This is a genomic window from Halomonas sp. 113, from assembly GCF_904067645.1.
GTDB lineage: Bacteria > Pseudomonadota > Gammaproteobacteria > Pseudomonadales > Halomonadaceae > Vreelandella > Vreelandella titanicae.
Genome location: NZ_LR881453.1, coordinates 1492920 through 1517430 on the forward strand (window position 1 = coordinate 1492920; position 24511 = coordinate 1517430).

Consider the following 24511-nt stretch of genomic DNA (forward strand, 5'->3'; position numbering starts at 1 on the left):
GCTATAGTAGTTAAGAAATTATAGTAGTTAAGAGGCTACAGTTAAGAAACTACACTAGTGAATTGGCGATGTGAGGTCTGATAAACGCTTCCATCGGTCAGTGTCGAGACAACCAACCGTGCAGCTTATGCCCAACCAAGATAGTTCATACTTGACCGTGTTACCCGTAAAAGCGGGGATGACGCGGCCAGATATGCCCGATGAAGATGGTGATATAGCGGTACAGTCAGCAGAACCGGCGCTGGCGCAACCACCGCTTTATAAGGTAGTGCTTCACAACGACGATTACACGCCGATGGAATTTGTCATTGAAGTGCTGCAAGATTTTTTTAACATGGACAGCGAGACGGCCGTTCAGGTCATGCTCGCCGTACATACCCAAGGAAAGGGCACTTGTGGCGTGTTTACGCGCGATATAGCCGAAACAAAAAGCTATCAGGTAAATGAATATGCCCGTGAGTGTGAGCACCCGTTGATAAGTGATATTGAGGCCGCCAATTAAAAGCGTTGAGAAATAATTGGTGGTGAGGCTTGCAACCGTGCCATTTGTACCCGATGTTGAGAGTGCCGGTCGACTAAATTGATCCGACGCAAGCCCTAGGTGGCGACACGCCCTAGGTAGTAGCGAAAAGGGGACTGCCATGCTGAGCAAAGAACTTGAAATGACCCTGAACACGGCCTTCACCGTGGCGCGTTCAAAGCGCCATGAGTTTATGACCGTTGAGCACCTGCTGCTAGCGTTGCTAGATAATGCCTCAGCGGTAGACGTACTGAAGGCCTGCGGGGCTAACCTCGACAAGCTGCGGTCCGATCTGCAGGATTTTATTAACTCGACTACGCCACTGATTCCAGAAGGCCAGGGTGATCGTGAGACCCAGCCCACGCTTGGTTTTCAGCGTGTTTTACAACGGGCGGTCTTCCACGTTCAGTCATCTGGCAAAAGCGAAGTGTCCGGTGCCAATGTGTTGGTGGCGATCTTTTCCGAGCAGGAGAGTCAGGCGGTATACTTCCTTAAGCAGCAGAACGTTGCGCGGGTCGATGCAGTCAACTACATCGCCCATGGTATCTCCAAAGTGGCCGGTCACGGGCCGTCTCCCTCGCCTTCTTCACCTGAGAGTGAAGACGCGGAGGAGGGTGGCAGTGAGGGCGCTGCGCATCCGCTCACTGGCTACGCTACCAATCTCAATGAACAGGCACGGCTGGGTAAAATTGATCCGCTGATTGGCCGCGACCACGAGCTTGAGCGCGTGGTGCAAATTCTGGCCCGTCGGCGCAAAAACAACCCGTTGTTAGTCGGTGAGGCGGGTGTAGGTAAAACCGCCGTGGCCGAAGGCCTTGCCAAGCGTATCGTCGAAGAAGACGTTCCCGATGTTATTGCCGATGCGGTGGTCTACTCGCTGGACATGGGCGCGCTACTGGCCGGTACCAAGTACCGTGGTGATTTTGAAAAACGCCTCAAAAGCCTGCTGAGCGAACTACGCAAGCAGCCTAACGCTGTGCTATTCATTGATGAGATTCACACGGTGATTGGTGCAGGTGCCGCCTCTGGTGGCGTGATGGATGCGTCCAATCTGCTCAAGCCGCTGCTCTCTTCGGGCGAATTGCGCTGCATTGGTTCGACTACGTTCCAGGAGTTCCGCGGCATCTTTGAGAAAGATCGTGCTCTGGCACGGCGCTTCCAGAAGGTGGATGTGATGGCACCGTCGGTGGAAGACACCATCAAAATCCTCAAAGGGTTGCGTTCACGTTTTGAAGAGCACCACGAACTTAAGTACACCGATGGTGCGCTTGAAAGCGCAGCGCGCTTAGCGGATCGCTACATCAATGACCGCTTCCTGCCCGACAAAGCGATTGACGTGATTGACGAGGCAGGGGCTCACCAGCGTCTATTGCCGCCAGAAGTGCGCGCCAAGACGATCGATGTCGAGCAAGTGGAAGCCGTGGTAGCGTCCATTGCACGTATCCCACCGAAGAGTGTTTCAAGCTCCGACCGCAAGCTGCTCGAGAAGCTGGATCGTGACCTGAAGATGCTGGTGTTCGGTCAGGATGAGGCGATTGATAGTCTCTCTGCGGCTATTAAGCTGTCCCGGGCCGGGCTTAAATCTCCCGATAAGCCCGTTGGTAGCTTCCTGTTTGCAGGTCCCACCGGTGTGGGTAAAACCGAAGTGGCCAAACAGCTGGCGCATATCATGGGCATTGAACTGGTGCGCTTTGATATGTCCGAGTATATGGAGCGTCATACCGTATCGCGCCTGATTGGTGCGCCTCCAGGCTATGTCGGTTACGACCAGGGTGGTCTACTGACTGAAGCAGTGACCAAACAGCCGCACTGCGTGTTGTTGTTGGATGAGATTGAGAAAGCGCACCCGGAAGTCTTTAACCTACTGCTGCAGGTCATGGATCATGGCCGCTTAACGGACAACAACGGGCGTGAAGCGGACTTCCGTCACGTTATCGTGATTATGACCTCTAACGCTGGTGCGGAGCAGGCGTCGCGTCGCTCCATTGGCTTCCAGCACCAGGATCACTCCACCGATGCCATGGAAGTGATCCGCCGTACCTTCTCACCGGAGTTCCGCAACCGCCTGGACGGTATTATTCAGTTCCACTCGCTGCCGGTCTCGGTGGTGCGCAATGTGGTCGACAAGTTCTTGATCGAACTACAGGCGCAGTTGGATGAGAAGCGTGTTCAGTTGGATGTAGACGACATGGCGCGGGATTGGCTGGCCGATAAAGGCTACGATCCTGACATGGGTGCACGTCCAATGGCGCGCCTCATACAAGAGAAGCTGAAGAAGCCATTAGCCGAAATGATTCTGTTCGGAGAGCTGGCTGATCAGGGCGGTATTGTCCACGTTAGCCTGGAGGAGGGCGAGTTACACCTTTCCACAGAGACTGAGATGGCAGATGCGCCCTGAAAAGGGCGCTAAGCCGTGCTAAAAGCTATCTTTCTAATACTCATGCTATATGCATAAAAACGCAGCGCCCTGTCATCGACGGGGCGTTGTCGTTTTTAGTGAACCGCCATTGACGCTAATCGGCGCTGTCGTTAAAGGACAGTCTAGCTGGCACAGTTAAAGTCAGCCGAGCGCGTTAATGGTGTAACGACTTAGCGCGAGCGGTAAACGATACGGCCTTTAGACAGGTCGTAAGGTGTCAGCTCAACTTTTACCTTGTCACCGGTCAGAATGCGGATATAGTTTTTGCGCATTTTGCCGGAGATATGAGCGGTAACAACGTGACCGTTTTCCAGCTCAACCCGAAACATGGTATTCGGAAGGGTATCGACGATAACGCCTTCCATTTCAATATGATCTTCGCGTGCCATATAGGCATGTCCTCACTGATGAGTTAGTAATGTCATTATCGGTCAGAATTTGAGTGCCGCTAGGTGGGCACTCAAGAAACAGCGCTATATTGTGCCGTAAGCCCGTCGTCAAGGCAAAAAAGCTGGCATTTTTAGCGAATCAGCGGCCGCCAATGGCGTCCATCGAGTATTTCCAATGGCGCGAAAGCCTGCTTGTAGCGCATCTTACGGCACTCTTCGATCCAATACCCTAAATAAAGGTGCGGCAGCGCTTTTTTGCGGCTGAGCTCGATGAGCTGAAGAATGGCAAAAGTGCCTAGTGAGCGCTTGTCCAGAGTCTCGCTAACGGCAAAGAAGGTGTAGATTGCCGAGAGCCCATGCTCCAACTGGTCGAATGCAGCCACACCAACCAGCTCTTCGTCGAGGTACATCTCCATCAGATGGGCATAGGACTCATCAAGGGTAAGGAAGGTGCGGTACTGCTCGCGGCTGGGCGGGAACATATCGCCGTCAGCATGGCGCTGACGAATGTAATTCGCGTAAAGCGAGTAGTGGGTAGACGCAAAGTGAGCAGGCACAATACGGATGCTTATATCGGCATTGCGGCGCCAAATTTTTCGTTGCGTGCGGTTAGCCGCAAACTGGTCAACCGGAATACGCACCGAGCGGCAGGCGTTGCAGCCCTCACAGTGAGGGCGGTAAAGATGGCGCCCACTGCGACGAAACCCTAGCAGCGCCAGCGAGTCATAGACACCTGGAACGGGCGACTCCTGCGGGTCGAGAAACAGCGTTGTCGCTTCCTTGCCGGGTAAATAGCTACAGGCATGCGGCACGGTAAGGAAAAAGCGCAAATCCCGCACCGGCCGACGCGGAGTGTTACTACTCACGGCCTGCCTCCTCATTGTAAAAAAATGGTTGGAACAGAATAAGTTCGTCACGATGGTTCATCACTACGCATTACCCTCGGTGGCAATCGCCTTAAGCCAGAGCGATGCAGGAACAGTGGGTGTTTCAGTGGGTGACGTGGTAAACGTAAATGCCTTATCGGGTAACCAGTTTTTAAGATAGTTGATGAATGCCTCGCGAGCGACTGTAATAGCGCCCAGGCTTGCCAGATGAGGCGTGTGCATTTGGCAGTCGATGAGTTTTCCGCCATGTTCGCGCATGGCCCTGGCGAGATGGGCCAGCGCTACCTTCGAAGCATCCGGGGCGTGGGAGAACATCGACTCGCCAAAAAACACCGGCCCCATGGCGATGCCATACAGCCCGCCCACCAATTGGCCGTGTTGATGGACTTCGATGCTATGAGCAATGCCTAGAGCATGCAGTAGCCCGTAGGCCTCGCGCATTTCGTCTGTAATCCAGGTGCCCGCCTCTTCACCACGCGGGGCGGCGCAGGCCTGAATCACCTGATCGAAGTGTTGATCCAGGGTGATATGAAAGCCACCATGGCGTAATCGTTTGGTGAGGCTACGACGCTGCTTAAATTGCTCAGGTAGGAGTATCATGCGCGGGTCTGGACTCCACCACAAAATGGGGTCGTCGTCGCTGAACCAGGGAAATATGCCCTGCCGATAGGCTTCTACCAGCCAAGCGGGCGAGAGCTCCCCTCCGGCGGCCAGTAGGCCATTGGGGGAGGCCAGCGCTTGGGAGGTAGTTGGAAAATTAGGATGTGGCGAGGAAAGCCAAGGTAGCATTACTTGCTCCTGTTACGACGTTCTTGTACTGAGCGCTTTACGATAGCCTCTGTGACGGCGGAAGGATGCTCGGTATCATGCAAACTCGCAAGTGGATTAAAGACGCCATTGAGGTGTAAAGGGAGAGTCGCTTGAAAGTGAATAAAGCAGTAAACAAGCGAACGCAGCGTAGCGCGCGTCAAACACCATCATCGGCTTCAGCTGCGCGCGTTAACGCCGCAAAGGATAAGGCTCGTCGTTTTGGCCTGCGCTTACAAGGCTCCGTGCGCGAAGGCGTAGTGGTGATCCTGCTGGCGCTGTGTGTTTTCTTATTATTAGCGCTATTTAGTTACCAACCCTCTGACCCAGGCTGGTCTTATCAGGGCCCTGAGACAGATGTGGGTAACTGGATGGGGCAGGTTGGCGCTTGGCTGGCCGATGTTCTCTACTCACTGCTTGGCGCCAGCGCTTTGTGGTGGCCGGGTATGTTCGGCTTTGCCGCTTGGTGGCTGATTCGCTCACGCCAGGTACGTTTTGAACTCGACCCCGTGGCAATTGCTGTCCATGCGGGTGGCTTAGTGCTACTTATTTTCGGTACTACCATGTTGGGGGCGCTGCACTTTTATCACCCTGATAGCATGCTGCCCTATGCCTCAGGCGGTATTTTGGGCGAAGGTTTGGTCGGTGCGTTAAGGCCTTTAGTGGGAAGTGGTGGCGTTGGTTTAATCGCTGCGGCGTTAATTTTAAGCGGCTTTCCGCTGTTTAGTGGTATGTCGTGGCTGCAAGTGGCTGATGAGCTCGGCAAGCGTATATGTCGGCTGGGTAGCTGGTTATCGGCACGTCGCCAAGCGCGTCGTATGCGCGCTGCTCAGCGAGCGGCTGCTAAAACTGCCAAAACTGCGGCCAAGCCTCAAGCAGCGCCTGAAGCGCAGTCTCAAGAAGCTAAACCTGAAGCTGCACCCGCTGAGATAAAGCCTGCGGCAGAGCCAATAGGCAACAGCCCCAGTGGCCGCGAACGCCGTGAGCCAGGCTTCTCTGTACCACTTTCCAGTCGTGAGGCGAACAGCTCTTCAGAGAGCAATGCGTCAGAAGCGAGTCCTTCAAATAGCAACGAAACCACGGATACTTCGATTCCCTGGGAGGCCGCAGCGTTTTCAAGTAATAAGCATGTGCCTGCTAAAACACCCGCGCCTATCTCTTCGACACCTACCGCGGAGCCGACGGTTTCAGCGCCTGGGGCAGCCCCGTCAGTGACGCCAGCGACTAAAACGGCAGAAGAGGAGGGAGCAGCGGCACCCTCAGCGCCGCGGGAAAATGCCTTTGTCCAGGCTGAGGTAACGTCAGCAGCGCCTGAGACTCAAGCACCTGCGCCCGGTGATGAACCCAAAGAAGCCGAGACTTCCTTCCCGCTGCGTGCTACTCGTCAAGAAGAGCCTCCGGCGCCTGCCAGGAGTAACTTCTTTGCCAGCGATGAGGCGCCCGCCGAGAAAGAGACTGTTCATGCCGCGCCCGTTGAGCGTCGCAGTGAGCCATCACTCACCGCTGATCCCAGCAGCAGCCAAGCTGAACCACGTGTTGGTGAGCCACATATTGGTGACACTGATGCTGCCTGGAGCCCTGAGCGCGTCACCGCGCCTGAGCCTGCACGTAAACCTGAACGTGTAGCGGAAGTAGTGCCTGAGCCGGTGTGGGACGATGAAGAGATGGATGATGAGCTGTATGCCCAAGGCCGCGATGGAGGAGCGCACTCAACGACTACTCCTCCGTCCACGCCCACCCCAGCAGCTCGCCAAGAACCCAGCTTCGCGCCCGAAGAGAGCACGCCAGAGGCGGATGAAGGCCCCGCCCTGTGGACCGTGGAGCATTTGCAGAGCCAGCGGCCTGCTTTTGAAACTCTGGACGAACCTGAGGGCGACGTGCCGAGCTTGCAGCTGTTGACACCTGCAGAGCCGTATCAACCCAATTATAGTGACGAGCAGTTGGCTGATATGGCTGAGCTGCTTGAAGTGCGGCTGCGCGAATACGGTGTGAAAGCGGAAGTGGTGGATACCTGGCCCGGGCCGGTGATTACCCGCTTTGAGATCAAGCCCGCCGCGGGCGTCAAAGTGTCTAAAATCAGTAACCTTGCCAAAGACCTGGCGCGCTCCCTGATGGTGAAAAGTGTGCGAGTGGTCGAGGTTATTCCAGGGCGTCCCACGGTGGGTATTGAAATACCTAATCCCAACCGGGCCATGATCCGCCTGCGCGAAGTTATCGACTCCGACCGTTACCAGCAGGAGACGTCACCACTCACCATGGCGTTAGGCCAAGATATTGGTGGCAGCCCAGTGGTCGCCAACCTGGGCAAGATGCCCCACTTGCTAGTAGCCGGTACCACCGGGTCGGGTAAGTCGGTGGGCGTTAACGCCATGCTGATCTCAATGCTGCTTAAAGCGAAGCCTAGTGAGCTAAAGCTGATCATGGTCGACCCGAAAATGTTGGAGCTGTCGGTATATGACGGCATTCCCCATCTGCTGGCGCCCGTGGTCACCGATATGAAAGAGGCGGCCAACAGCCTGCGCTGGTGCGTGGCCGAGATGGAGCGCCGCTACAAGCTCATGGCGGCCATGGGGGTGCGCAACATCGCGGGCTTCAATGGCCGTTTGGATGAAGCGGAGCGCGCCGGTGCCCAAGTGGCAGACCCGCTCTGGGAACCGCAGCCCTGGGAAGTGCATCAGCCGCATCCAGTGCTGGAGAAACTGCCCTACATCGTCGTGGTGATCGACGAGTTTGCCGATATGTTTATGATCGTCGGCAAAAAAGTCGAAGAGCTGATTGCGCGCTTGGCGCAAAAGGCACGCGCCGCAGGTATCCATTTGATTCTGGCTACCCAGCGCCCCTCGGTGGATGTTGTGACTGGCTTGATCAAAGCCAACATCCCTTCGCGGATGGCGTTTCAGGTCTCATCCAGAATCGATTCGCGCACCATTCTGGATCAGGGCGGCGCTGAAAGTCTGTTAGGGCATGGTGACATGCTCTATCTGCCTGCAGGTTCCGGACCACCTAACCGCATCCACGGTGCCTTTGTGGACGATGACGAAGTACACCGAGTGGTCGATGACTGGAAGCGCCGTGGAGCACCCGAGTATATCGAAGAGATCCTTTCTGGTGGCGTATCCGCCGATGCCTTAACGGGTCTTGAGGCTGAGGGGGGGGATGGCGACGATGCGGAGCAGGATGCGCTCTACGATGAAGCCGTGCAGTTTGTCACTGAAACGCGCAAAGCCTCGATTTCCGCCGTGCAGCGTCGCTTTAAAATTGGCTATAACCGGGCCGCTCGCTTAGTTGAGGCCATGGAGGGCGCCGGTGTGGTGACCTCTATGGGCTCTAACGGTGCCCGGGAAGTGCTTGCCCCGCCTCCGGTGGGCCACTAACCGCTTGATGAAAGCCACAATTATGCAATAAGCGTGAAAGTAGCGCCGCGGGTGAAACCCTGCGGCGTTTTTCTCGTCTGATTGTTACGTTTTTGAGTTAGCCATGGCCGGTTAAGCCGACCTCACTGCTTGATTTTTAAGCAACAGTTTTGAGCAACAGTTACCGGGCAACGGTTGCCTAGGGAGATCATATGCGCGATACGCAAACAAAACGCACTTCAGCAATGGGCGCTTCGCCACTGGCATTTGCGGCAAGTGCCTTGGGTTTAACCTTTGGTGCTCCCGCTTGGGCAGATGATGCTGCCGAGCGTTTGACTGAACGGCTGGATCCACTTGAGCGTTATCAAGCGGATTTTGAGCAGCAAATTCTTGATGGCAGCGGGGAGCGCCTCCAAAGCGCGCGTGGTGAGATGTGGCTGTCTCGCCCCGGTATGCTGCGTTGGGAAGTGGAAGCGCCTTACTCTCAAACCGTGGTCTCTGACGGCGATGATGTGTATATGTACGATCCCGACCTTGAACAAGTCACCGTTCAAGAGATGGACGATCGAGTAACCCATACCCCTGCGTTACTGCTGTCGGGAAGCGTGGACGATTTAACCGAAAGCTATGAGGTTTTCTACGAGCAGGACGGGGGAGAAGATGTCTTTACCCTAGTACCTATCTCGGCCGATACGCTGTTCGAAGAGCTAAGCATGGTGTTCGATGCCGATACGCTAACCGAGCTGTGGATGATGGACAGTACCGGCCAGCGCACCGCGATTACCTTTAGCAATATTACCCTCAATGGCGATATCGCCCGGGACATGTTTGATTTTGAGATCCCTGAAGGTACCGATGTCATTCGCGAAGAGCTTTAGGGGGGCATTGTGAGGGGTTAATCGTGAGGAGTGAGGGGTGAAGGGTTGGAGTGCCCCTAGTTTAGTAGACTGCCACTGTGTTAACCATCAGGCGCCTTAGGGCGCCTGATCTGCTTCCTGGTCGAGATTTTCTCGCCACGCCATTATTTCCCCAAAGCGCTTCTCCTGACCGATGGCGCTCGGCTTGAAAAAGTCGGCTTTAGGTAGCTCTTCAGGCCAGCAGTCGTGGGCGCTGCCCGCCGGGTAGCCGTCTGGTTCGTTATGCGCATAGCGATAGCCTTCGCCATGACCCAACTGCTCCATCAGCTTAGTGGGCGCGTTGCGCAGGTACGTCGGTACCTCAACCTGGGGCTGCTGGCGTACGTACTGCTTGGCTTCACTCCAGGCGCGGTCAATGCGGTTACTCTTGGGCGCCACTGCTAAATGAATTGCCGCGTGGGCAATTGCCCGCTGGCCTTCGTAATCGCCCAGGCGTAAATAAGCATCCCAGGCGGCAATCACCAGCGGTAGCGCGCGAGGGTCAGCATTGCCGACGTCTTCTGAGGCAATCGCGGTCAGTCTGCGCACTACGTCCAACGGGTCACCGCCGCCCTGCATAAAGCGGGCCATATACAGCAATGCTGCGTTAGGGCGTGAAGAGCGTATCGACTTATGAATGGCCGAAAGTAGATCATAATAAGCGTCCCCCTGCTTATCGAAGGCGCTGGCCTGATGGCCGATCACATCGGCGAGTACCTCTTTATGCAGTACTTCGCCGTTTGCTTCCTGAGTAGCGAAATCGCAAGCGGTTTCCAGTAATCCCAGCGCCCGTCGTGCGTCGCCAGCGCTAGCGTGGGCCAGAGCAGTTAATACTTCGTCATCAACCTGAATGTCACGCTTGCCCAGCCCTCGCTCTACGTCGCTGAGTGCCTGGCGCATCACCGTGATCAGTTCCTCATGGGTAAGCGATTTCAGCACATATACCCGCGCACGGGATAGCAACGCCGAGTTGACTTCGAAGGAGGGGTTTTCGGTGGTGGCACCAATCAACGTTAACAGGCCCGACTCCACGTGGGGCAATAATGCGTCCTGCTGGCTCTTGTTGAGGCGATGAATCTCATCTAAAAAGAGGATAACCGTGGAGGACATCTGTTGGGCCCGCTCCACCACAGCGCGAATCTCTTTTACTCCGGCCATCACCGCGCTGAGGTGCTCCAGATGGGCCTGGGAGGCTCGGGCCAACAGCTCTGCCAGCGTGGTTTTGCCAACCCCTGGCGGCCCCCATAAAATCATTGAGCGCACAATGCCTGACTCCGCCATGCGACGTAGGGGTTTATCTGGCCCCACCAGCGCTTGCTGGCCCACGTAATCGTCCAGTTGGCGTGGCCGCATACGAAAGGCTAACGGAGCATCGTCAGCCGGTGTCGCCTGAGCGCTATCAAAAAGATCCATGTAAGCTTCCGTTATAAATCAGTACGTTGAGCAACAAATTACCAACAAGTGTGGGTGGTAAATCGCGTCTTGGCGAACTACCTTTGGCGTAACCTATCAGAAAGATACACTTGCTAGGATAACGCTAGAGGGGCATTGTTTATGATAACCCCACGCGCTTATGATCGCATGCCGTCAATTATTAAGGCTTCGACGGTAGGCATGACATAATAAAGGAGACAGTTCGATGTTAAACCAACTGCGTCTAGATCATGCCAACATGGCGAGACTACTCCATGTACTGCAGCTCAAGCAGAAAACCCTTGTCCAGGGCGAGCGTCCTAACTTTCAGCTGATGCGTGAGGTTGTCGACTATATTTTGTCCTACATGGATGGTTTTGCAGCGCCGCTGGAGCGTGTTTGTGTGGAACGTTTGCAAACCCAGGCGCCGGAACACTTAGCGCTTACCGAGCAGATGGCGAATGACTATCGTGAGTTAAAGCCACGCCTTCAGCGTCTTTCCAATGATATCGATATGATCCTAATGGATAACATCCTACCGATGGATCGTTTTGCCGATGACTTGAAAGACTATTTGGAAGCGCACCGTGCCTACCTGCGTCACGAACGGGAGGGGCTCTTCCCGCTGATTGATGAGCACTTCAGCCCTGACGACATGGAAGAGCTTCGTCAGGCGCTCCCTGAAGGTGCGGAGCAGGAGTTAGAGCGCCTGCAGCAAGCCTACCCTGAACTCTACGCTGAGCTGCGTGGGGCCGACGTGCCCGCGGTATAGCGCTAACGGCTAACCGCCACCCATAACGGCAATCGATAAAATTACGGAGCATGCTAAACTAGCGGCTCCGTTTTTTCAGGCAGAGCCATGAAAGGCAGAGTCATGAAAGGCCCCATGCTAATTTTTGATTCCGGTGTCGGCGGCCTGTCGGTGGCGCAGTCGCTGCGCCAACACTACCCTGATGCTGCGCTCTGCTATGCCTGTGATAATGCTTGGTTACCCTATGGGCTGCGCGAAGACGCTGCCCTGACCGAGCGTATTGTAGCGGTGTGTCGCGCCGCGGTGGCAGCCTGTAATCCCAGTGTGTTGGTCGTCGCCTGCAATACCGCCAGTACCCTGGCGTTGGAAAATTTGCGCGAGCAGTTGGCGATTCCTGTCGTCGGCACCGTGCCTGCTATCAAGCCTGCCGCAGCGATTAGCCGGACACGCCATATTGGGCTGCTAGCCACCAAAGCCACGGTAGGGCGGCCCTACACCCAGCGCTTGATTGATAGCTTTGCCAGCGACTGTGTGATTACTCGTGTCGCCGCAGATGCTTTGGTCGTGGAAGCGGAAGCGTACCTGGCAGGCATCACGCCCAACACCGAACGAATGCAGGCTGCCCTGGCGCCTTTGTGGCACGCTATTACCCCTCTCTCGCCTGTCCATTCTTTATCTTCTCATCATCAGCCGCTGGACACCCCAGAGCTAGATACCGTCGTGCTGGGCTGTACCCATTTTCCACTGTTAAAGCCTTGGCTCTCTCAGCTTGCCCCGAAGAGTGTGCACTGGATCGATTCCGGCGATGCGATTGCTCGTCGGGTGGCGCAAGTCGTCGATGAACTATATAGCGACCAGCAGGATGGCCGCTGCTTTACCACTGCCCCTGCTGCCAATCTGACCGCTGGTCTAGCCCGCTATGGGTTTAAGGCGTCCCAATTGCTTAATGTGGGCGACTGAGCACTATTTACTACTATTGCTGATCGAATTATTCAAAGGAGCAGCCTTGGCTATCCCCGTTGTAGAACCTGAACGCTACGCTGAGCAGCTAGCCGCCAAACGCGACTATCTGGAAAGTACCTTTGCCGCTTTTCAACCACCGGCATTAGAAGTGTTTGAATCGCCGCCAGGCTATTACCGTCAGCGCTGCGAGTTTCGCATATGGCACGAAGAGGACGACCTCTTCTACGCCATGTTCGAGGTAGACCCTGAGAATCCGAAGAACAAGCGGGTGATTCGGTTAGATCAGTACGCAGTCGCCAGTGAGCGAATCAATCAGCTAATGCCGCAGCTACGCGAAGCTTGCCTTCGCTGTGATGAGCTGCGTCGGCGGCTGTTCCAGGTAGAGTTTCTAACCACGCTGTCAGGTGAGGCGCTGATAACGCTGATTTACCACCGCCCGTTAGGCGATGAGTGGGAGCGCGAAGCCCGCGCTCTGGAGGCTGAGCTGGGTATTATGATTATTGGCCGCTCCCGCAAGCAGCGTATCGTACTTACCCGAGACCACGTATGGGAGCGGCTAGAGGTGGATGGCCGCACGCTGCACTACCAGCAGGTCGAAAACAGCTTTACCCAACCCAATGCGCATATCTGCCAGAAAATGCTTAGCTGGGCGCGAGAAGTCACCGCTGGCCAGCAGGAGAGTAATGCGAAGAAAGATCTGGTCGAACTCTATTGCGGTAATGGCAATTTTACCATTGCCCTGGCGGATAACTTCCGCCGCGTGCTGGCCACAGAAATTTCCCGCACGTCAGTGGCTAGCGCCAACGTAAACCTGGAAGCCAATAGGGTAACGAACGCGCAGATTGGTCGTATGTCAGCGGAGGAGTTTTCGCTGGCGCTGAAGGGCGAAAAAGCCGGGCGTCGCGTGGCGGAAATGGCGTTGGAAGAGTACGATTTTTCCACCGTGCTGGTCGACCCGCCCCGTGCTGGTTTAGACGAGCAGAGCTGTGAGCAACTCAGCGAGTACGCTCAGATCGTCTATATTTCATGCAACCCAGCCACGTTAGCTGAAAACTTGACCATACTGACCAACACCCATGAGATAGAGCGCTTTGCGCTATTTGACCAGTTTCCGTTTACCGACCACTGTGAGTGTGGAGTGCTGTTGAAGCGGCGGACAGGCGAGTAAGCATACGACCTAATGCGTAAACGGTATGTGCCATGAACAACACGTCAAGTGATTAGGGACGCGACGATAGGTAGCGTAAGCTAGCCGTTATGTTGGCCTAAAGGCCTATTGTCCTTCGTTTTTTGGCCGTTTAATGGCCTAGGCAGTCGAGGTGATGGATGCACTACGTTGCGATTGAAGAGAGTCGGCAAGATCTTTTGAAGCAGCTCCAGGAGCGGCTATACGCGCGGTTAGACCCCGCTCGCGCCGCCACTGTGGACGCTTTTGCTCGGCACTTTTATGCCACCGTGCCGGTGGAAGACCTAGTGGATCGTCGCCTGGACGATCTGTATGGCGCAACGCTGTCGGTCTGGCAGTTTTTGCAGCATCACGACCCGCAAAGTCCCAAGGTAAGAGTATTTAACCCTGATTTTGAAGAGCACGGCTGGCAGTCGACGCATACTTTTGTCGCCGTTCTCCATGAAGATATGCCGTTTTTGGTCGACTCGGTGCGTATCGAGCTCAACCGCCGCGGCTTGACGGTGCACGCCATTCAAAACGCCGTGCTGGCGGTCGCCCGTGATGAGCGCCATCAATTGCAGGCGCTGGCCTCGCCCAGGGCAGAAAACGCGCCAGAAGCGCGCGAGTCGCTAATTGTCATCGAAGTAGACCGGCATACCGACGTAGCGTTGCTTGAGAAAATCGAAAGCAACCTAAATGACGTGCTTCGCGATGTACGTACCGCTGTGGGCGATTTCGACGCCATGTGTTCGCAAATCACCGCCTCGATTCAAGAACTCGAGAAAAACTGCCCGCCGCAGATCGATCCTGACGACCACGAAGAGGCGATTGCCTTTTTAGAGTGGATGCTCAAAGATAACTTTACTTTCCTGGGCTACGACGAGTACCTGCTGGAAGGCAGCGAGTTAAAGCGCGACGCAGATAGCGTGCTGGGCGTCTTCCGCCTGGATCAGCCGCGCTACTGCGAGCGTATTCGCACCGAAGAGGGGGTGGATGAGCACAATGATTATGTGCTGGTGCCGCAGCTACTATCGTTTGCCAAAAGCGCCCATCACTCTCGGGTGCACCGTCCTACCTACCCTGACTACATTACCGTTGATCGCTACGACGACGACGGCAATGTAATTGGTGAGCGGCGCTTCTTTGGTTTGTTTACCTCTACGGTGTATAACGAATCGCCACGCAATATCCCGCTGCTGCGCCGTAAGCTAAAAGCGGTGATGGATATTGCCGGATTCAATCCCCAGGGTCACAACGGCAAGCAATTGCTCCAGGTGCTGGAAGTTTACCCCCGGGATGATCTTTTTCAGATCGATACCGAGTCACTGGCCAGCACTGCGCTGGGCATCCTCAATATTCGCGAGCGCCGCCAGGTGCGGCTGTTTATCCGCGCCGATATCAGCGGCAAGTTCTACTCTTGCCTGGTGTTTGTCCCCCGGGACGTGTTCTCCACGGATCTGCGTCAACGGATTCAAAACGTGTTGTGCGACGAGTTAGACGCCCACTTTGGCGACTTCAATACCTATTTATCTGAGTCGGTGCTGGCGCGTATTCAATTGATTTTACGCTTTAATGGCGACGCGCCCAGCGACTATGACCTCAAGCGTTTGGAAAGCAAAGTGTCACGGCTGGCGCGCAGCTGGCGTGACGAGCTGCAGAACGCCATGATCGAAGGCTTCGGTGAAGAGCGCGCCAACAACCTGATGGATCGGTTCCGCGAGGCGTTCTCGGCCAGCTACCGTGAAGACTTCTCTGCGCGCACCGCGGTGTTTGATGTTCAGCACCTGCTGACACTGGATAGCGAGAACGACCTCTCGCTGTCGCTCTATCGGCCACTAGAAGAACAGGGTGGTGGCGTTAACCTGAAACTGTTCCACCGTGAATCGCAGATTCCGCTCTCTGACGTGCTGCCGATGATGGAAAACCTTGGCCTGCGCGTAATTGGTGAACGCCCCTACGATATTAACGCCCCTGAACAGCGCTACTGGATTCACGATTTTGAGCTTGAGCACAGCGGTGCGGATGTCAGCCTGGGCGATATGCGTGATGTATTCACGGAAGCCTTCAAGCGCATCTGGACCGGCGAGGCCGATAACGATGCGTTTAACCGCCTGATTATCGGCGCTGGGCTGGATTGGCGCGAAGTGGCCATGCTGCGCGGCTACGCCCGCTACCTCAAACAGATCCGCTTCGGCATGTCCCAGGATTACATCGCTGCTACGCTGGCCAACTATCCTGCCATTACCCGTGAGTTAGTTGAATTATTCCGCCTGCGTTTTGATCCTGAGCAGCAGAGCCACGCCACCGACGAGTGCATCGCGAGCTTAAATGAGCGCTTGGAAGGAGTTGCCAGCCTTAACGATGACCAGCTACTGCGCCGCTTTATGGAGCTGATCCTCGCCACCCTACGCACCAACTACTACCAACTGGCTGAGGGTGGGCGCTTTAAAGATTACATCGCCTATAAGTTGGAGCCTTCCAAGGTTACCGGCATGCCCAAGCCGCGACCAATGTTTGAAATTTTTGTCTGCTCGCCGCGGGTGGAAGGTGTTCACCTGCGTGGCGGCAAAGTGGCCCGCGGTGGCCTGCGCTGGTCGGATCGCTTTGAAGATTACCGTACCGAAGTGTTGGGGCTGGTGAAAGCGCAGCAGGTTAAGAACGCCGTTATCGTACCGGTTGGTGCTAAAGGCGGTTTTGTCTGTAAACGCATGCCGGAAAATGCCAGTCGCGATGTCGCCCAGAAAGAGGGCATTGCCTGTTACCAAATCTTTATCCGTGCGCTGCTGGATGTCACTGATAACCTGGTGGGCGGCGATGTTGTGCCGCCGGAAAATGTTGTCCGCCACGATGAGAACGACGCTTATCTCGTGGTAGCTGCCGACAAAGGCACCGCTACCTTCTCAGATATCGCCAACGAAATTTCCATTGAGTATGGCCACTGGCTGGGTGATGCCTTTGCCTCTGGCGGTGCTAACGGCTACGACCACAAGAAAATGGGCATCACCGCTCGCGGTGCCTGGGAATCAGTTAAGCGCCACTTCAAAAATCTGGATCTCGACACCCAGCGCGACCTGTTTAGCGTGGTGGGAATCGGCGATATGGCCGGAGATGTCTTCGGCAACGGCATGCTGCTTTCCGACAAGATCCAACTGGTGGGTGCCTTCAACCACCTGCATATCTTTGTAGACCCCAACCCGGACGCCGAGGCGTCCTTTGCCGAGCGCAAGCGGTTGTTTGCACTGCCACGCTCCAGCTGGGAAGACTACAGCCAGGAACTGATCTCTGCTGGGGGCGGCATCTTTAGCCGTAGCGCCAAGTCGATTAGCATCACGCCGGAGATGCAGCAGGTATTTGGTATCAAGGAAGAGCGCCTGTCGCCTAATGAACTGATCCGCGCCATGCTCAAATCCAAGGTGGACTTGATCTGGAACGGCGGTATCGGTACCTACGTGAAGGGTTCCGACGAAACCGATGCCGATGTGGGCGATAAAGCCAACGACACCCTGCGCATCAACGGCAATGACCTGAATTGCCGTGTGGTCGGCGAGGGCGGTAATCTCGGCTTGACCCAGCGCGGACGAATGGAAGCCGCCGCCAAAGGCGTGCGCGTTTACACTGACTTTATTGACAACGCCGGTGGGGTGAACTGCTCCGACCACGAGGTCAATATCAAGATTTTGATCGATGAAGTGGTCAAGCGCGGCGACATGACCGAGAAACAGCGCAATCAGCTGTTGGCGGAAATGACCAATGAGGTGGCGGATCTGGTGATCCTGGATAATTACCGCCAAAGTCAGGCGCTGGATCTATCGGCTACCCTTTCCGACCAGTCAATGGGCCCTTACCGCCGTTTTATCAGCGAGCTGGAGGCTGCCGGACAGATTGACCGCGAGCTGGAATTCCTGCCTACCGATGATGTGCTCAAAGAGCGGGCCAGCAACAATCAAGGGATGCGCCTGCCGGAGCTGTCGGTACTGATCTCCTACGCCAAGAGCACCCTGAAAGGCGACTTGATCACCTCTGACGTACCGGACGATCAATATATTCACCGCCACCTGGAGCGGCTGTTCCCATCAGTGCTGGTCGAGCGCTTTAAAGACGAAATGTACGAGCACCGTCTGAAGCGTGAAATCGTTGCGACACAGGTCGCCAACGACTTGGTCGATCATATGGGGGTCGTCTTTGTACGCCGCCTGATGGACTCCACTGGAGCGGGACGTGCCGATATTGCGCGAGCCTACATCGTGGCCCGTGATAGCTTTAACTTGCCCAGTCTATGGGCGCAAATTGAAGCCCTCGATAATCAGGTGCCCAACCGCATTCAGTACTCGATGATGCTTGACCTGATGCGCTTGATCCGCCGTGCCACGCGCTGGTTTGTGCGTCAGCACTTAGGGCTTTCGACACAAGATACCATTGAGTACTTCGCTCCTCGCTTGGCGCAGTTGCAGGAAGGTATTGGTGAGCTACTCAGTGGTGAAGAGCTTGGCGGCTGGAACTCGCGTCGTGACGAGTTGTTGGAGGCGGGTGTGCCAGATGCACTGGCATCCAGCGTGGCGGCGTCATCAAGCCTTTATGCGGGGCTGGGTATTATCCAGGCGGCGCGCCTGACCAATGAAAAACCCCAGCGGGTGGCGGAAGTGCTGTACGAAATTGGCAGCCGCCTGGAGCTACCGTGGATGATTCAGCAGGTAACCCAGCTGGAAGTGCGCGACGCCTGGCAGGCTCAGGCTCGTGAGACTTTCCGCGACGACATTGAGCGTCAGCAGCTGGCACTGACCACCAGCGTGTTGAAGCTCGACGCCGGCAGCCGCGATACCCAAGAGCGGGTTGCGCAGTGGTTGGATCAGCACGCCGATCTGCATCGCCGCTGGTGCCGCCTTATTGAAGAGGTGCGCGGTGGCAGTGAAGGAGGCTTTGCGCTCTTCGCCGTGGCGGTACGCGAGCTGGTAGATCTTGCCGAGAGCGATAGCGAAGCGTAGACGTACCCTAATCCACTTAAAAAAGCGCGCCCTGGTTCTCCACCAGGGCGCGCTTTATTGCGTTATACTGATGCCCGTTTTCAGCCTCCGCTTCAAGAGATCCGCTATGTACAACCTCGCTCGCTCGCTGTTTTTTCGCGTTGACCCAGAGACCTCTCACGGGATGGCCTTGAGCGCTCTGGATGCACTGCATCGGGTGGGTGGGGTAGCACGCCTGTTTGGTCAGCAGGTGAATGATCCTATCGAGCTGATGGGGCTGCGATTTGCCAATCGGGTGGGTCTTGCCGCTGGGTTGGACAAGAACGCCGACCACCTGGATGCCCTTGGCGCGTTGGGGTTTGGGTTTGTCGAAGTGGGTACCGTCACGCCTAAGCCGCAGCCAGGCAATCCTAAGCCTCGGCTATTTCGCTTAGCGCAGCATGAGGCGATCATCAACCGCTTTGGCTTTAACAACAAAGGGGTTGAGCACCTGATCCAGCAGGTCAAACAGCGCCACTACGGCGGCATTGTGGGCATTAATATTGGTAAAAACCTGACGACGTCAGTAGAACACGCGCTGGATGACTACTTGGTATGCTTAGACGCGGTGCACTCTTATGCGGATTACATTGCCGTTAACGTCTCTTCACCGAATACCCCTGGGCTGCGCAGCCTACAGTTCGGCGAACAGCTGGATGCGCTGTTGGGGCCGATTCGAGCACGAGCCTCAGAGCTCAATGACCAAACGGGCCGCAACGTACCATTGCTGATTAAGATAGCCCCGGATATGAGCGCTGAAGAAGTAGCCTTGATGGCAGAAAGTATTCAGCGCAATGCACTTGATGGCGTGATTGCCACCAATACAACGGTTTCCCGCGCGGGGGTAGAGGGTGACTCACAAGCGGAGGAGGCTGGAGGGCTCTCTGGGAAACCGGTCTTCGAGGCATCCAATCGCGTCATTCGCCAACTGCGTGAGCATCTACCATCGTTACCTATCATAGGTGTCGGTGGGATCGATAGTGCTGCTGCTGCTCAGGCCAAAATCGCGGCGGGAGCTGATTTAGTGCAACTCTACTCGGGGTTGATCTATCAAGGTCCTAAACTGGTCGGTGAATGCGCGAGGGCACTGAAAGCTAAAGGTTGAGCGCGAAGATGATTAGCGAAGCAGTGTGGGCATAAAGGCGCACTAAAAAGCCCACTTGAAAAAGTGGGCTCATTGAAAACCTCTCGCTTAAAATCTTTCTATTAAAACCTTGAAAAATAAAACGTTAGGCCATGACTAAGGGATTTTTGTGGATGCCCGAGATGCCGGTCATCCCATCCCACTGGTCGCCGCGACCTTCACGCCAACCGCTCATCCAGTATTCGCGTAAATTGATATCTTGACTGGGACAGTCGTCACGAGAACGACCCGATACACCCGCTTTGTAGCCGTGGACATAAGCCCGCTGGAAGCGATCACGTTTTTGCCGTTTCATTGGCTAACCTCTTTTCACGAAAGCCTTTGATAAGAAATAGGGTGTTATCGACTTATGTTATCAACAACAACCACTATTCCGAGAGCTTGCTTCAAGAGCGAGACGCCGCTTCAGCCCTGTTGTTTGGCACTCACGGGCGGAACGAGCCGAGCGGCAATCTCTTACAAAGAACACTTATACGCCATAGGTCTGGTCTTGAACCGACCCTGACAAGAAACGCATGCGTTTTTCAGTAGCTACTCTCTTATTGTTAGACCATGATGGGGTCATCTGTCGACTACTAAATTGTCATAAAACGTAAACTCATTTGCTATATACAGGAATATTGCGCCTTTACGCGCCGTTATTATCATGACCGAGTTGAATCAAAACGCCCCCTTGAGTCTGCTAGCCACTTGCCCGAAAGGCATTGAAGGCTTGCTTCACGATGAACTAGTGGCATTGGGCGCCACGCCGGGTAAAACCACTGTGGCGGGCGTCTATTTCACTGCCAGCCAAGCGATCGCTTATCGTGTCTGCCTGTGGTCTCGGTTAGCTAACCGGGTCATTTTGACCCTGGTACGCGAATCGATGATCGATACCGCTGAGCAAGTGCGCGATGTGGTTGCCCGTATTGCCTGGACGCAGCACCTAGCGCCGGGTAACACCTTGGCAGTCGATTTTCACGGCCGCAGCGAACATATTCGCCACACCCGTTTTGGTGCCCAGACCGTTAAGGACGGCGTAGTTGATGCCCTTCAACTGGCAGGGCAGGAACGTCCCAACGTTGATACTAAAACCCCACATTTGCGCATATACGCCCACCTCCACCGGATGAACCTGACTATTGGGTTGGATCTCTCTGGTGAAAGCCTGCACCGTCGCGGTTATCGCCGGGATGTGGGCCATGCGCCGCTAAAAGAGAATCTGGCCGCCGCGCTGCTGGTGCGCGCAGGCTGGCCTGAGCGCCTCAAAGTCGGTGAACCGCTGATTGATCCGCTTTGTGGTGCAGGCACGCTACTGATCGAAGCCGCCATGATGGCCGCTGATCAAGCACCTAACCTGAACCGCGAGCGGTTCGGCTTTCACGGCTGGGCAGGGCACGATGACGAAGCGTGGCGGGAACAGAAGCGTGAAGCCGAAGCGCGCGCGTCGATTGGTCGCAAGCGCTGCAAAGCCCAGCTATTAGGTTTCGACCAGAGTCCCGCGGCGCTTACGGCGGCGAAGTCCAATGCTATGCGGGCAGGCATCCCAGCCTTGATTACCCTGCATGGGCAGAGCCTTGCCCAGTTGACGCGTCCCGAAACACTGACTGCTGAGAGCGGCCTGCTGATCACCAATCCCCCTTACGGCGAGCGGCTGGGCGAGCTGCCCGAACTGGTGCGTCTCTATGCCCAGCTAGGTGATAAAGCCAAAGCGCTGTTTCCCGGCTGGACCCTGGCGGTGTTTACCGGCAACCCGGATTTAGGCCACCGGCTGGGTATGCGTGCGCACAAACAGTACGCACTCAAAAACGGGCCCCTGGAGGCCAGGCTGCTGCTTATGGAGATTGGTGGCACCGAGCATCCGCCTGCCGCGAGTGATACAAAGCCCGTTCAGAACGAGAACAGTGCAGTAGCGACGCCTAGTGAAGAGGCTAGCGAAGAGCAAGCTGTTCACAAAAACCAAGACAATGCCCAGATGTTTGCCAATCGGCTGATCAAAAATCAGAAGCGCTTGAAGAAATGGCTGAAGCAGAGTGGTGAGACCAGCTATCGTGTGTATGATGCCGATATGCCCGAGTATGCACTAGCGGTAGATCGCTACGGTGACCGCGTGCACGTGCAAGAGTACGCGGCGCCCAGTTCGATCAATCCGGCTCAAGCGCAGAAGCGTTTGTACGATGCCTTGGAAGTCATGCCCGAGGCGCTTAACGTTGACGCCAGTAAAATCTATATCAAGCGCCGCGAGCGCCAAACCGGCAGCGCCCAGTATCAGAAGCGTGCCGCTAGTGGCGAGCGTTTTGAGGTGCAAGAGGGCAAGGCACGGCTCTGGATCAATCTGCGCGACTACCTGGATACCGGGTTATTCCTTGACCACCGCCCGGTACGTCGGATGCTGGGCGAAATGGCCAGCGGCAAGCGCTTTTTAAACCTGTTCTGTTACACCGCCACAGCAACGGTGCAGGCCGCCTTAGGCGGCGCCAGCGACAGTGTGAGCGTGGATATGTCCAACACCTACCTGGAGTGGGCCAAGGACAACTTTGCGCTGAATAAGCTCGATACACGACTGCACCGAGTGGTGCGCGACGACTGTTTCCGCTGGCTGGAAACCGCCAATGCTGAGTTTGACCTGATCTTTATGGATCCGCCGACGTTCTCTAACTCGAAGAAAATGCGTGATACCCTCGACGTGCAGCGTGATCATCCGCGGCTTGTGGAGCTCGCCATGGCGCGCTTGGCACCCGGTGGAACCTTGGTGTTTTCTAATAACCAGCGGCGCTTTAAACTCGATGAAGCGCTTAGCGAGCATTACGCTGTTGAGGATATCACCGGGCGTAGCTTCGACCCCGATTTCCAGCGGCGCACCAACCTGCACCACGTGTTTTTACTTCGTCATAAGGCGTCATAAGAGAGCTTTTGCATGATTCAGCTATCGCTTTACACAACGATGGGCTGCCACCTATGCAGCCAGTTAGAGGCTTTGGTGGCGGCACTAGCGAATCAAAAGGTGTGGCTGCACCACATCGAGATTAGCGACGACGACGCCCTGGTTGAGCGCTACGGCGTGCGGATACCGGTGCTGGTGGATGGTGACGGCAATGAGCTGGATCGTGGCTTTGAGCTGGAGCGATTAAGTGCATGGTTGCGCGAGCGCGGCTGGCTGGATGAAGCGGCGCTGGCAGGGTTGACTGCGCTACCCGACACCACGCCGCCTAAAGGCGCCCATAAGCGCGATGGGCGACGTTTTCTGGGTTAAAAACCGGGGAGAGTGAGGCAGGCTAAAGCACATCCAGCAGTGAGAGCTGGCGCATGGCTTCCTGGCCTTCTGGCGTATGGTCGGCCACTTCCAGTACCTTGCGAAAACCCCGTGAGGACTGGATAGTGGCCTCGTCCTCCAGCCACATATGGGCTTGGTCCAGCGTATCGGCTAGCTGATGTTTCAGGCCCCCAAACTGGGTGCCGATTTGGCCCCAGGCGCGGCTGAAAATCCAGTCACCAAACATATCCTGGTGAATATGAACCAACACATAGTCATGGTTGGTTTCCCAGCGTACGATCACAACACTCTCCTTACTTAGCCTTTAAAAGATAGCCTTTAAACACGCCTGCCCATCAAGCCGTCGCGGGCGTATTGTAAAGCCCGGATACCCAAACGCCTATGAAACTTGTCGTCGACGCCAATATCCCCGCTGCCGAACGCTGTTTCGGCCATTTCGGTAAGCTCATCCGCGTGCCAGGGCGGGAGATAAACGCCGCCCACCTTCAGGACGCCGATGCGCTCATCGTCCGCTCCATTACCCAGGTCAACGATCAGTTGCTTGCCGATAGCCCCGTGCGCTTTATTGGTACTTGCACCATCGGCACGGATCATATCGATCAGGCAGCGCTTGCCCAGCGCGATATCGCCTTCGCCAGTGCGCCAGGCTGCAATGCCGAAGCGGTGGTTGATTATGTGCTGAGCAGCCTGCTAACGCTGGCGGAACGTGATGGCTGGGTACTTAGCGAGCGTACCGTGGGTATTGTGGGGGCGGGCAATGTCGGCAGCCGGCTGCAGGCGCGGCTAACCTCCATGGGTGTGGCAACGCTGGCCTGTGATCCGCCCAAGGCAGCTGTAGAGAGGGCAGCAGAGGAGCCTGAGCAAGGCTTTCACTCCTTGGACGCCCTGATCGAGCGCTGTGACGTGCTCTGCCTGCATACACCACTAACCCGTGAAGGCCCGCACGCGACTTATCAGCTACTCAACGCCCAGCGTATCGATGAGCTGGCGCCAGGTAGCGTAGTGCTGAATGCGGGGCGTGGGGACTGTGTGGATGGTTTAACGCTGCGGAGTCGTCTTGCGGGCAAGGGCGATATCAGTGCCATACTGGATGTGTGGGAGGAAGAGCCCGATATTGACGCTGGCTTGCGTGATTTGGTCTCTCTGGCAACGCCGCATATTGCCGGGCATAGCCTGGATGGCAAGCTGCGCGGCACCTGGATGATTGAGCAGGCGCTAGCCCGCTCCTGCGGGCAGCCAAGCGGTCTCACGTTTGCTGATATTTGCCCGCCGCCCGCGCTGGCGTCTCTGCAGTTACAGCACGCACTGCCTCCTGAAGACGCTCTAAGGCTCTGTATGAGAGCGGTATATGACGTGCGTCGTGACCACGATGCTCTCCAGCGCCAAACCCTGAATCATGGAATGCGTAAAGGCTTTGATGACTGCCGCACCAACTACCCGCTGCGGCGTGAATTCGCCACGCTCAATGTGCAGCTATCAGGGGAGGCGGTAGCGCTAGAGGGCATGCTGCGTGGGGCAGGGTTTGTAGTAACACTAGCTAAGTAGTGA

General features: G+C 55.9%; 18 protein-coding genes. 12 read left to right on the forward strand and 6 right to left on the reverse strand.

Annotated features, from left to right (window positions below; genetic code table 11):
- The first annotated feature begins 193 nt into the window (after positions 1-193).
- Together clpS and clpA are read left to right on the forward strand one after the other, a co-directional pair.
- Positions 194-502 carry an ATP-dependent Clp protease adapter ClpS gene (gene clpS, locus YERSI8AC_RS07180; protein ID WP_035538640.1) on the forward strand — a complete coding sequence of 103 codons (309 nt, stop codon included), beginning with the start codon at positions 194-196 and terminating at the stop codon, positions 500-502.
- 139 nt (positions 503-641) lie between these two features.
- Positions 642-2918 carry an ATP-dependent Clp protease ATP-binding subunit ClpA gene (gene clpA / locus YERSI8AC_RS07185; protein ID WP_022520422.1) on the forward strand — a complete coding sequence of 759 codons (2277 nt, stop codon included), beginning with the start codon at positions 642-644 and terminating at the stop codon, positions 2916-2918.
- 191 nt (positions 2919-3109) lie between these two features.
- Here the strand turns inward: clpA and infA are convergent, their stop codons facing one another.
- The 3 genes from infA to aat form a co-directional block, all read right to left on the reverse strand.
- The gene (infA, locus tag YERSI8AC_RS07190) at positions 3110-3328 is read right to left on the reverse strand and encodes a translation initiation factor IF-1 (RefSeq protein WP_007111068.1); all 219 of its coding nucleotides are present in this window, start codon (positions 3326-3328) and stop codon (positions 3110-3112) included.
- Between the two features lie 131 nt (positions 3329-3459).
- A complete protein-coding gene (locus YERSI8AC_RS07195) occupies positions 3460-4194 on the reverse strand; it encodes an arginyltransferase (protein ID WP_171051131.1) in 735 nt (244 codons plus the stop codon).
- Between the two features lie 63 nt (positions 4195-4257).
- The gene (aat, locus tag YERSI8AC_RS07200) at positions 4258-5004 is read right to left on the reverse strand and encodes a leucyl/phenylalanyl-tRNA--protein transferase (protein ID WP_009288042.1); all 747 of its coding nucleotides are present in this window, start codon (positions 5002-5004) and stop codon (positions 4258-4260) included.
- A 131-nt stretch (positions 5005-5135) separates the two neighbouring features.
- Between aat and YERSI8AC_RS07205 the strand changes: the two genes are divergently transcribed.
- Both YERSI8AC_RS07205 and lolA read left to right on the forward strand, forming a co-directional pair.
- Complete coding sequence (locus tag YERSI8AC_RS07205) at positions 5136-8396, forward strand: DNA translocase FtsK (protein WP_159176432.1); 3261 nt, start codon at positions 5136-5138, stop codon at positions 8394-8396.
- Positions 8397-8587: 191 nt separating this feature from the next.
- Positions 8588-9253 (forward strand): outer membrane lipoprotein chaperone LolA, encoded by a 666-nt coding sequence (gene lolA / locus YERSI8AC_RS07210; RefSeq protein ID WP_159176433.1) that lies wholly within the window; start codon positions 8588-8590, stop codon positions 9251-9253.
- A 96-nt stretch (positions 9254-9349) separates the two neighbouring features.
- On the opposite strand, the gene YERSI8AC_RS07215 is transcribed toward lolA, so the two are convergent.
- The gene (locus YERSI8AC_RS07215) at positions 9350-10684 is read right to left on the reverse strand and encodes a replication-associated recombination protein A (protein ID WP_159176434.1); all 1335 of its coding nucleotides are present in this window, start codon (positions 10682-10684) and stop codon (positions 9350-9352) included.
- Positions 10685-10910: 226 nt separating this feature from the next.
- On the opposite strand from YERSI8AC_RS07215, the gene YERSI8AC_RS07220 reads away from it, so the two are divergent.
- The 5 genes from YERSI8AC_RS07220 to YERSI8AC_RS07240 all read left to right on the forward strand — a co-directional run bounded on the left by YERSI8AC_RS07220 (position 10911) and on the right by YERSI8AC_RS07240 (position 19671).
- On the forward strand, positions 10911-11456 hold the full coding sequence (locus tag YERSI8AC_RS07220) for a hemerythrin domain-containing protein (protein WP_159176435.1): 546 nt from the start codon (positions 10911-10913) through the stop codon (positions 11454-11456).
- A gap of 102 nt (positions 11457-11558) precedes the next feature.
- Positions 11559-12395 (forward strand): glutamate racemase, encoded by an 837-nt coding sequence (locus tag YERSI8AC_RS07225; RefSeq protein ID WP_159176436.1) that lies wholly within the window; start codon positions 11559-11561, stop codon positions 12393-12395.
- 46 nt (positions 12396-12441) lie between these two features.
- Positions 12442-13566, forward strand: coding sequence for a tRNA (uridine(54)-C5)-methyltransferase TrmA (gene trmA / locus YERSI8AC_RS07230; protein WP_041158130.1), 1125 nt, complete (start codon positions 12442-12444; stop codon positions 13564-13566).
- Positions 13567-13724: 158 nt separating this feature from the next.
- The gene (locus YERSI8AC_RS07235) at positions 13725-18548 is read left to right on the forward strand and encodes an NAD-glutamate dehydrogenase (protein ID WP_159176437.1); all 4824 of its coding nucleotides are present in this window, start codon (positions 13725-13727) and stop codon (positions 18546-18548) included.
- Between the two features lie 106 nt (positions 18549-18654).
- Complete coding sequence (locus YERSI8AC_RS07240) at positions 18655-19671, forward strand: quinone-dependent dihydroorotate dehydrogenase (protein WP_022520416.1); 1017 nt, start codon at positions 18655-18657, stop codon at positions 19669-19671.
- A 124-nt stretch (positions 19672-19795) separates the two neighbouring features.
- Here the strand turns inward: YERSI8AC_RS07240 and rmf are convergent, their stop codons facing one another.
- Positions 19796-20005 carry a ribosome modulation factor gene (gene rmf, locus YERSI8AC_RS07245; RefSeq protein ID WP_007111057.1) on the reverse strand — a complete coding sequence of 70 codons (210 nt, stop codon included), beginning with the start codon at positions 20003-20005 and terminating at the stop codon, positions 19796-19798.
- Between the two features lie 351 nt (positions 20006-20356).
- Between rmf and rlmKL the strand changes: the two genes are divergently transcribed.
- Entirely contained in the window at positions 20357-22594 is a 2238-nt protein-coding gene (gene rlmKL / locus YERSI8AC_RS07250) for a bifunctional 23S rRNA (guanine(2069)-N(7))-methyltransferase RlmK/23S rRNA (guanine(2445)-N(2))-methyltransferase RlmL (RefSeq protein WP_159176438.1), read from the forward strand.
- A 12-nt stretch (positions 22595-22606) separates the two neighbouring features.
- Positions 22607-22942: a glutaredoxin family protein gene (locus YERSI8AC_RS07255; protein WP_159176439.1), complete on the forward strand. Its 336-nt coding sequence runs from the start codon at positions 22607-22609 to the stop codon at positions 22940-22942.
- Between the two features lie 22 nt (positions 22943-22964).
- On the opposite strand, the gene YERSI8AC_RS07260 is transcribed toward YERSI8AC_RS07255, so the two are convergent.
- On the reverse strand, positions 22965-23246 hold the full coding sequence (locus YERSI8AC_RS07260) for a hypothetical protein (protein ID WP_035577715.1): 282 nt from the start codon (positions 23244-23246) through the stop codon (positions 22965-22967).
- A 98-nt stretch (positions 23247-23344) separates the two neighbouring features.
- Between YERSI8AC_RS07260 and pdxB the strand changes: the two genes are divergently transcribed.
- Positions 23345-24508 (forward strand): 4-phosphoerythronate dehydrogenase PdxB, encoded by a 1164-nt coding sequence (gene pdxB, locus YERSI8AC_RS07265; RefSeq protein ID WP_159176440.1) that lies wholly within the window; start codon positions 23345-23347, stop codon positions 24506-24508.
- Positions 24509-24511 lie beyond the last annotated feature (3 nt).

Excerpts from the sequence above, each read along its gene's own strand:
- rlmKL (WP_159176438.1), top strand. The coding sequence starts at position 20,357 with ATGACCGAGTTGAATCAAAACGCCCCCTTGAGTCTGCTAGCCACTTGC.
- pdxB (WP_159176440.1), top strand. The coding sequence starts at position 23,345 with ATGAAACTTGTCGTCGACGCCAATATCCCCGCTGCCGAACGCTGTTTC.
- lolA (WP_159176433.1), top strand. The coding sequence starts at position 8,588 with ATGCGCGATACGCAAACAAAACGCACTTCAGCAATGGGCGCTTCGCCA.
- YERSI8AC_RS07255 (WP_159176439.1), top strand. The coding sequence starts at position 22,607 with ATGATTCAGCTATCGCTTTACACAACGATGGGCTGCCACCTATGCAGC.
- aat (WP_009288042.1), bottom strand. The coding sequence starts at position 5,004 with ATGCTACCTTGGCTTTCCTCGCCACATCCTAATTTTCCAACTACCTCC.
- clpA (WP_022520422.1), top strand. The coding sequence starts at position 642 with ATGCTGAGCAAAGAACTTGAAATGACCCTGAACACGGCCTTCACCGTG.
- YERSI8AC_RS07235 (WP_159176437.1), top strand. The coding sequence starts at position 13,725 with ATGCACTACGTTGCGATTGAAGAGAGTCGGCAAGATCTTTTGAAGCAG.
- clpS (WP_035538640.1), top strand. The coding sequence starts at position 194 with ATGCCCGATGAAGATGGTGATATAGCGGTACAGTCAGCAGAACCGGCG.
- YERSI8AC_RS07215 (WP_159176434.1), bottom strand. The coding sequence starts at position 10,684 with ATGGATCTTTTTGATAGCGCTCAGGCGACACCGGCTGACGATGCTCCG.
- rmf (WP_007111057.1), bottom strand. The coding sequence starts at position 20,005 with ATGAAACGGCAAAAACGTGATCGCTTCCAGCGGGCTTATGTCCACGGC.
- YERSI8AC_RS07240 (WP_022520416.1), top strand. The coding sequence starts at position 18,655 with ATGTACAACCTCGCTCGCTCGCTGTTTTTTCGCGTTGACCCAGAGACC.
- infA (WP_007111068.1), bottom strand. The coding sequence starts at position 3,328 with ATGGCACGCGAAGATCATATTGAAATGGAAGGCGTTATCGTCGATACC.
- YERSI8AC_RS07225 (WP_159176436.1), top strand. The coding sequence starts at position 11,559 with ATGAAAGGCCCCATGCTAATTTTTGATTCCGGTGTCGGCGGCCTGTCG.
- YERSI8AC_RS07220 (WP_159176435.1), top strand. The coding sequence starts at position 10,911 with ATGTTAAACCAACTGCGTCTAGATCATGCCAACATGGCGAGACTACTC.